General features: G+C 71.4%; 6 protein-coding genes. 4 read left to right on the top strand and 2 right to left on the bottom strand.

What is annotated here, in order from left to right; translation table 11 throughout:
* From GUY60_RS30335 to GUY60_RS30325, 3 genes are all read left to right on the top strand, one after another.
* Nucleotides 1–1,837: phosphocholine-specific phospholipase C (locus GUY60_RS30335; RefSeq protein WP_161703593.1), on the top strand; the 1,837-nt coding region annotated here is incomplete at its 5' end.
* 262 nt (nucleotides 1,838–2,099) lie between these two features.
* A complete protein-coding gene (locus GUY60_RS30330; RefSeq protein WP_161703591.1) occupies nucleotides 2,100–3,191 on the top strand; it encodes a mechanosensitive ion channel family protein in 1,092 nt (363 codons plus the stop codon).
* Nucleotides 3,192–3,278: 87 nt separating this feature from the next.
* Nucleotides 3,279–3,920, top strand: coding sequence for a hypothetical protein (locus GUY60_RS30325; protein ID WP_161703589.1), 642 nt, complete (start codon nucleotides 3,279–3,281; stop codon nucleotides 3,918–3,920).
* A gap of 70 nt (nucleotides 3,921–3,990) precedes the next feature.
* On the opposite strand, the gene GUY60_RS30320 is transcribed toward GUY60_RS30325, so the two are convergent.
* Together GUY60_RS30320 and GUY60_RS30315 are read right to left on the bottom strand one after the other, a co-directional pair.
* Entirely contained in the window at nucleotides 3,991–5,544 is a 1,554-nt protein-coding gene (locus GUY60_RS30320; protein WP_161703587.1) for a glycoside hydrolase family 32 protein, read from the bottom strand.
* Between the two features lie 199 nt (nucleotides 5,545–5,743).
* Entirely contained in the window at nucleotides 5,744–6,796 is a 1,053-nt protein-coding gene (locus GUY60_RS30315) for a LacI family DNA-binding transcriptional regulator (protein ID WP_161703585.1), read from the bottom strand.
* A 206-nt stretch (nucleotides 6,797–7,002) separates the two neighbouring features.
* Here GUY60_RS30315 and GUY60_RS30310 point away from each other — a divergent pair, with 206 nt between their 5' ends.
* The gene (locus GUY60_RS30310) at nucleotides 7,003–8,031 is read left to right on the top strand and encodes a LacI family DNA-binding transcriptional regulator (RefSeq protein WP_161703584.1); all 1,029 of its coding nucleotides are present in this window, start codon (nucleotides 7,003–7,005) and stop codon (nucleotides 8,029–8,031) included.
* Nucleotides 8,032–8,057 lie beyond the last annotated feature (26 nt).

The following is an 8,057-nucleotide window of genomic DNA, read 5'->3' as shown; positions in this document are numbered from 1 at the left end:
CCCGGTGACGCTGCCGAGCGGCAAGTCCGTGTTCCACCAGCCCGACGGCGGCAAGGAGGTGCTCCCGTACCACCCGGACGCGGAGGACCTCGGCATGCAGTTCATCGCCGGCCTCGACCATGACTGGGCGGGCGGGCACAAGGCTTGGAACAACGGACGCTACGACCAGTGGATACCGGCGAAGTCGGCGGGCACGATGGCCCATCTGACGCGTCAGGACATCCCGTTCCACTACGCGCTCGCCGACGCGTTCACCGTCTGCGACGCGTACCACTGCTCGTTCATCGGGGCCACCGACCCCAACCGCTACTACATGTTCTCCGGGCACACCGGCAACGACGGCCAGGGCGGCGGCCCCGTACTCGGCAACCAGGAGGCGGGCTACGACTGGACCACGTACCCCGAGCGTCTTGAGGCGGCCGGGGTCTCCTGGAAGGTGTACCAGGACATCGGTGACGGCCTGGACGCGGACGGCGGCTGGGGCTGGATCGACGACGCCTACCGGGGCAACTACGGCGACAACTCGCTGCTCTACTTCAACAAGTACCGCAACGCGAAGGCCGGCGACCCGCTGTTCGACAAGGCCCGCACCGGCACGGACGCCAAGGCGGGCGACGGCTTCTTCGACCACCTCAAGGCCGACGTGAAGGCCGGGAACCTGCCGCAGATCTCCTGGATCGCGGCGCCCGAGGCGTTCTCCGAGCACCCCAACTGGCCCGCGAACTACGGCGCTTGGTACATATCGCAGGTCCTGGACGCGCTCACCTCGAACCCCGAGGTGTGGGCGAAGACGGCCCTGTTCATCACCTACGACGAGAACGACGGCTACTTCGACCACGTGGTGCCGCCGTACCCGCCGGCCGACGCGGACCAGGGCCGCTCCACGGTCGACACCAGCCTCGACTCGTACGGCGGCAGCATCTCGTACGGCGCCGGGCCCTACGGACTCGGCCAGCGGGTGCCGATGCTGGTCGTCTCGCCCTGGTCGACGGGCGGTTACGTGTGCTCGGAGACGCTCGACCACACCTCGATCCTGCGCTTCATGGAGAGCCGCTTCGGGGTGTCGGAGCCGAACATCTCGCCCTGGCGCAAGGCCATCTGCGGCGACCTGACCTCGGCCTTCGACTTCGGCCTCAAGGACACCGACCCGGCCGACCTGCCCGGCACCGACGGCTACCGCCCGCCGGACAACGAACGCCACGACAGCTACGTACCGAAGCCGCCGGCCAAGCCCCAACTCCCTAAGCAGGAGGCCGGTTCGCGGCCCACACGCCCGCTGCCGTACGCCCCGTGGGTGGACGGCGCGGCCACCCCGTCGAGCGGGCGGTACACGCTGACGTGCAGCGCGGGCGAGAAGGCGGGCGGCACGTTCCACGTCCGCTCCGGCAACCGCACCGACGGCCCCTGGACGTACACCGCCGAAGCGGGCAAGACGGTCTCCGACACCTGGAACTCGGAGTACTCGGACGGCGCGTACGACCTGACGGTGCACGGCCCGAACGGCTTCCTGCGCGCCTTCAAGGGTCCGGGCACGACCGCAGGACCCGAGGTCACCGCCCGCCATGTCGCCGCCACCGGCAGCCTCGCCCTGACCCTCACCAACGCGGGCACCGCCGAGGCGCGGCTCAGCCTCACCGACGCGTACGGCGGCGCGGCCAAGACCCTCACGGTGGCCCCGGGCAAGACCGTCGAGCACACCGTCGCCCTGGACGCGGGCAAGCGCTGGTACGACGTGACCGTCACGTCCGAGGCGGACGCGACGTTCCTGCGCCGCTTCGCCGGACACGTGGAGACGGGCAAGCCGGGCGTCAGCGACCCGGCCATCGCGACGGCCTGAGCGCACGCATCGGGGGGCCGGGGCTCGGCAAGATCGTCGAGCCCCGGCCCCCCGCGTCTCAACGCCCGTACGCGTACGGCAGGATGACGCTCTGTCTCCCCGAGTCGTCCGTACGCCCGGCACGTGATGCACACGTTTCCGGCACATCCGTGCGACCCGGTCACCCCCGGAGACACGCAGCCGCAGCCGAGAGACGAGCAGGTGACCACGTGACTGGACCGCGCCCCGCGTGCCATGACTTCCGCGCCACGGGAGGCGGTCGATGAGCCGCGACCTCACCGCGCACGACGCGATACTCGCCGCCGTCGCGCTCGCCACGGGCATCACCGCCGGGCTGCTCCTGCGGCTCGCGCTGCGCTGGCTGGGGCGGCACGCGGTACGCACCCGCTGGCGCGGCGACGACGTGCTCGTGGGCGCGCTGCGCACCCTCGCGCCGTGGGCCGCGGCCATCGCCGGTGCGGCCGTCGGTGCCTCCGCGCTGCCGCTGACCCGGCCGGTGCGCACCGTCGTGAACCAGTCGCTGAGCGCGCTGCTCATCCTGGTCGCCACCCTGATCGTGGCCCGCGTGATCACGGGCACGGTGCAGTCGTTCACCCAGTCCCGGACCGGCGTCGCGGGCTCCGCCACGATCTTCGTGAACATCACCCGGGTCGTGGTCCTCGCCATCGGCGTCCTCGTGGTCCTGGAGACCCTGGGCGTCTCCATCGCCCCGCTGATCACCGCCCTCGGCGTCGGCGGCCTCGCGGTCGCGCTCGCCCTGCAGGACACCCTGGCCAACCTCTTCGCGGGCGTGCACATCCTCGCCTCGAAGACGGTGCAGCCCGGCGACTACATCCGGCTGAGCAGCGGCGAGGAGGGCTATGTCGTCGACATCAACTGGCGCAACACCGTCGTACGCAACCTCTCCAACAACCTGGTCATCATCCCCAACGCCCAGCTGTCCGGCACCAACATGACCAACTACACCCGGCCGGAACAGCAGTTGACGATCCTCGTCCAGGTCGGTGTGGGGTACGACAGCGATCTGGAGCATGTCGAGAAGGTCACCATGGAGGTCGTCGCCGAGGTGATGGCCGACGTCGACGGCGCCGACCCGGAGCATGAACCGGCCGTCCGCTTCCACACGTTCGGCGACTCCCGGATCGGCTTCACGGTGATTCTGGGCGTCGGCGAGTTCAGCGACCAGTACCGGATCAAGCACGAGTTCATCAAGCGCCTCCACCAGCGCTACCGCCTCGAAGGCATCCGCGTCCCGGCCCCCTCCCGTACCGTCGCGCTTCAGCAGGAGGGCGCCGTTCCGCTGGACGCCGCCGCGATCCCGTCGCAGCGGAGCAGCGGTACGCCGGTGACGTGACCCAGGTTCCTGATATGACCTGACACCGGTGACGTGACCCCGGTCCGGGTGGTCACCGGCACAGGTCCATCGGCCATACTGCGCACCGTGGAAAAGCGCATAGACGAGAACGCCGCTCCCCTGCACGTGCACGCCGCGTCGACGGACCCCGGGTACATCCCCGGCATCACTCCGTCGAAGCCCGTGGCGCCCGTGGCGCCCGTGGACACCGACGCCCCCGTCGCGCCGGTGGACAAGGAGGCCGAGGCCGAACAGGACACGAGCGCCGCGAAGGACACAGTCACGGACACCGCTCCGGACACCGAAGCCGAGCCCGAAGCCGGAGCGGAAGCCGGGGCCGAACCGGTGGGCGCGAGCGACGAGGGTGCCGCCGACAGCACGGAGGACGCCGAGGACACGAAGGACACCGGGGACGCCGAGGGCGCGGCGGGGGCGGGGAAGGTCCGGGAAGCCGGACCCGCCTTCGACGCCCGTGACCACCGCGGCTCGATCACCATCGACCACACCGGCCTCCGCTTCCGGCTCGACGACCAGGAGGCGGAGTTCGACTGGGACGAGCTCGGCGCGGTGGAGCACTCCACCTCCCGCTTCGGCCGCCGCTTCACCGTCACGGCCCACACCCTCGGCCGCCGCGCCTACCCGGCCGAGGTCCAGGCCCCGGACAAGGCCACCCTGAAGCGCTGGACCACGGAGCTCGATGTGGTCCTGGACGCGTACTTCGAGGAGTGAGGACGGGGCGTCCCCCACCGCCCCGCCTCCCCACACCTCACGCCTCACAGGCACGCCTCACAGCCACGCCTCACACCCCGAACTCCCGCACCACGGTGTTCCGGAACACCGCCTTCCCGTCGACGCTGTACAGCGCGAGACCCGTGTCGGTGAGATACGGGAAGGCCTCCATGGAGTGCGTGTACCGGCCGTCGTCGACGTACATCTCGACGGTCGTACGGTCGACCAGGACGCGCAGCGTGATCCGCCGCGCCGCCGGGTCGAACGGGGTCTTGCTCTCCTGATATTTGCCGGACGTGTCCGGGTTGGCGGCGCCCCTGCGGTTCACGTAGGCGTAGTCGCCGTGGAAGCCCGCGTCGATGTGCCGGGAGCCGTCGCCGGAGCGCCGCAACTGCACGCCCGCGCCCGTGAGTTGGTCCCAGGTGATCTCGGTGCGCAGCTCGTACGCGGTGCCCGTGTAGTCGAGGACGAGCTGCCCGTCGACCTCCACGTCGCCGAGGTCCACGGTGCGGGTCACATGCTGGTCGAGCGCGGCCACCGGCCGGGACCGCAGTTCGTACGCGCCGGAGGGGCCGCGGTGCAGGGTGACCTCGCGGACGATCGAGTCGGTGCCGTTGAACCCGTCGGCGTCGATGGTGGGCGTGGTGTTGGGGTAGTCCCAGTTGTTCATCCAGCCGATCGCGTACCGCACCGCCGGGTCCACCGCGCCGTCCGCCGCACGCTTCTCCCAGGTCACCGCGCCGTACCAGTCGAAGCCGTGGTCGAGCCAGAGCGGTTCGGGGGCGTCCGGGGTGAAGGTGGTGCCGTCGAAGCCGCCGGTCCAGTACGCGTAGGTGTTGGGCAGGCCGGCCGCCTTGCCGTTGGCGCTCACCGCGAGCACCCACTTCCAGGTGCCCTCGGCGGTACGGATACGGAACAGGTCGGGGCACTCGAGGAGGCCGATGCCCTCCTTCACGAAGCCGCCGACGGACGTCCACTCCTTGAGGTTGTCGGAGTGGTAGAAGCCGACCTTGGTGCCCTCGGCGAGCACCATGACCCAGCGGTCGCGCTCCTCGTCCCGGATCACCTTGGGGTCGCGGAAGTCCTGCACGCCCGGGTTGGCGAGCGCCGGGTCGAGGCCGTGGTTCTTGAAGGTGCGGCCCTTGTCGGTGGAGTACCAGAGGTACTGGGCCTGGGAGTTGGTCTCGTCGGGCGCCATGGTGGCGAGGACGACGACGGCACCCGCGCCGAAACCGGCGGTGTTGTCCGTGTCGACGACCGCACAGCCCGACCACACGTCGCCGTTGGGCGTGGTGTCCTTCGGTACGGCGATGCCCCGGTCGGTGAAGGAGACCAGGTCCTTGCTGGTGGCGAGGCGCCAGGCGGTGCCGGTGGTGGTGCCACCCGCCAGGTAGTCGGCGTTGTAGAGGTAGTAGTAGAGGTACTCGCCGTCGATCCAGATGGGCCGCTGCGGGTCGTTCTTCCACTGGTCGGGCACGGTGAAGTGGTACTCGGACCGGTAACTGTCCGCACTCTTGCGGGAGTTGGCCCCGCCCTCGGCCGCTGCAACCGCCGCGGGCACCGCGGCCACCACGGCTCCCGCGGCCGCGGCCTGCATCAGGGTCCTTCTGCTCATTGCACGCATGTTTCGTCGTCCTCTCGTCCCGGAAAACCCGTCCAGCGGGTGCGCTCCCGGTGCAGGACTGTAGACCTAACTCGTTAAAGGTCAAGGGATCGGTACGAGCGTGCGTCGGTGAACAGATACTTCATCCCCGAATGTCAGGCGGATGTCGGACGAATGTCGGGCGGATGTCGGCACCCAACTAACACGTGACAGGCGGGCGTTACGGGCGCGGCGGCGCCAACGAGCCGCGCAGCACCACCGGGCACTCCAGGCGCCGCACCTCGACCACCGGCTCCACCCCCGCCTCGATGGCGTCGAGCAGCAACCCCGCCGCCGTCTCCCCCATGGCCCGGTGCGGCAGCGCCACCGTGGTCAGGGCCGGGGTGAGGAAGGCGGCCATGTGTTCCTGGTCGTCGTACCCGACGAGGGACAACTCGCCCGGTACGTCGATGCCGAGGCGGCTCGCGGCGTGCAGGACACCCGCGGCGACGCGGTCGTTGAAGCAGACGATCCCGGTGGGCCGTTCGGCGGCCGGTACGCCGTCGAGGAGCCGTAGCGCGCCCTCGTACCCGGCGGAGATCTCGCCGCCGCAGCGCAACAGCCAGTCCTTGCGGGCGAGTTGGTCCACCGTGCGCAGCGCGTCCCGGAAGCCGCGCAGCCGTTCGGGGGTCGCGATGTCGTCGAGGCCGCCGACCAGGGCGAGCCTGCGGTGCCCCGCGTCGAGCAGAAGGCGGGCCGCGGCCCGGCCGCCGGCCCGCTCGGCGGGGATCACGGCCGCCCGCGAACCGTCCTCGGCAAGGCAGTTGGCCAGCACCGTGGGCGTCGCGCCCAGGCCCTCGGGGACGCGGGCGGAACGCAGCGACATGGCCGCGTAGATGATGCCGTCGACCCGCCGGTCGAGGAGTTCGGCGACGGCCGCGGCCTCCTTGGCCGGGTCGCCGGTGGAGTCGACGGTGAGCACCAGGTGGTCGCGACCCCAGGCGGTCTCCATCGCGCCGCGAAGGAGCGCTCCGGCGAACGGCGAGGTGGCGATGTGGTCGGTGACCATGCCGAGCACGGCCGTACGGCTGCGGCGCAGGCCACGGGCGACGGCGTTGGGCCGGTAACCGAGCCGGGCGGCGGCTTCCTTGATGCGCTCCTGGGTGTCCGCGGAGAGGTTGCCCTCGGCGCGGCCGTTGAACACGAACGAGACTGCGGTGTGCGAGACCCCGGCGAGCCGCGCGACATCCCGCGAGGTCGGCCGGCCCGCACCCTTGCTCTCGCCCCTGCTCATCGCGACCACCCTGCTCCCCCGCCCGCCGCACACCCTGACCCGACGGCCGCCACCCTATCGGCGCCCGGAGCCGCGCCCGGAGCTGCGGCGGCCGTGGCGGTGACCGCCCCGTACGCCAAGCCCATCCCGTACCGCCACCGGAGATACTGTCCACAGCGGCCCGTGTCGACCGGCGGGGCCGTTCCGCAGAACCGAGGAGCCGTGCCGTGAACCGCCCCACCGCTCGCGATGTCGCCGCGTTGGCCGAGGTGTCGCGGGCCGCTGTCTCCTTCGTGTTCAGCGGGCGGGCCGAGGGCAATCTGTCCGCCGAGACGCAGGAGCGGATCAAGAAGGCGGCGCGGGAGCTCGGTTACCGCCCGGACGAACTGGCGCGTTCGCTGCGCAAGCGGCGCAGCGCGGTGATCGGGCTGCTCAGCGACGAGATCGCGACGAGCCCGTTCGCGGGCCGGATGGTGCTCGGCGCGATGGAGGCGGCCCGGGAGCGCGGCCACCAGGTGCTGCTCCTGGAGTCCCGGCTCGACCCGGAGGCGGAGGCCGAGGCGGTCGCGGAGCTGCGCGCCCGGCGGGTCGACGGGGTGGTGTACGCGGCGATGTCGATGCGGCGTACCGCCGTACCCCGTGGCCTCGACCCGGAGCATGCCGTACTCGCCAACTGCCTGCCGAGGGAGCCCGGTTCGTACGCCTCGGTGGTGGCGCACGAGCGCGCCGGGGGGCGCGCCGCGGTGGACGCGCTGATCGGGGCGGGCCACCGCAAGATCGCGCTGCTCGGCGGCGAGGCGCACAACATCGCGGCGTCCGACCGGGCCCGCGGCTTCCGGGACGGGCTGCGCGCGGCGGGCATCGAGGCACGCGAGGAGTGGGTGCTGCGCGCGGGCTGGCAGATCGACGAGGGGTACGCGGCGGCGCTGCGCGTCCTGGACCGTGCCGAGCGGCCGACGGGCCTGGTGTGCGCCAACGACCGGGTCGCCGCGGGCGCACTGCTCGCGGCGGCCCGGCTCGGCATCGACGTGCCGGACGAGCTGTCGGTGGTGGGTTACGACGACCAGGACCAGATGGCGGACCGCCTCGTCCCGGCGCTGACCACGGTCGCGCTGCCGCATCTGGAGATGGGGGCTACGGCGGTGCGGTTGCTGCTTGACGCGGCGGATGCGGGTGAGCCGGTGGACCGTACGTTGGCCCACCGGCTCAAGTGCCCCTTGATCACTCGGGATTCGGTGCGGGCGCCTAAGGGGTGAGCGGGGTTCGGGGCGCGATTTGATCC

Origin of the sequence: Streptomyces boluensis (assembly GCF_009908195.1) — a bacterium.
GTDB lineage: Bacteria > Actinomycetota > Actinomycetes > Streptomycetales > Streptomycetaceae > Streptomyces > Streptomyces boluensis.
This window is presented reverse-complemented; position numbering and strand designations above follow the sequence as displayed.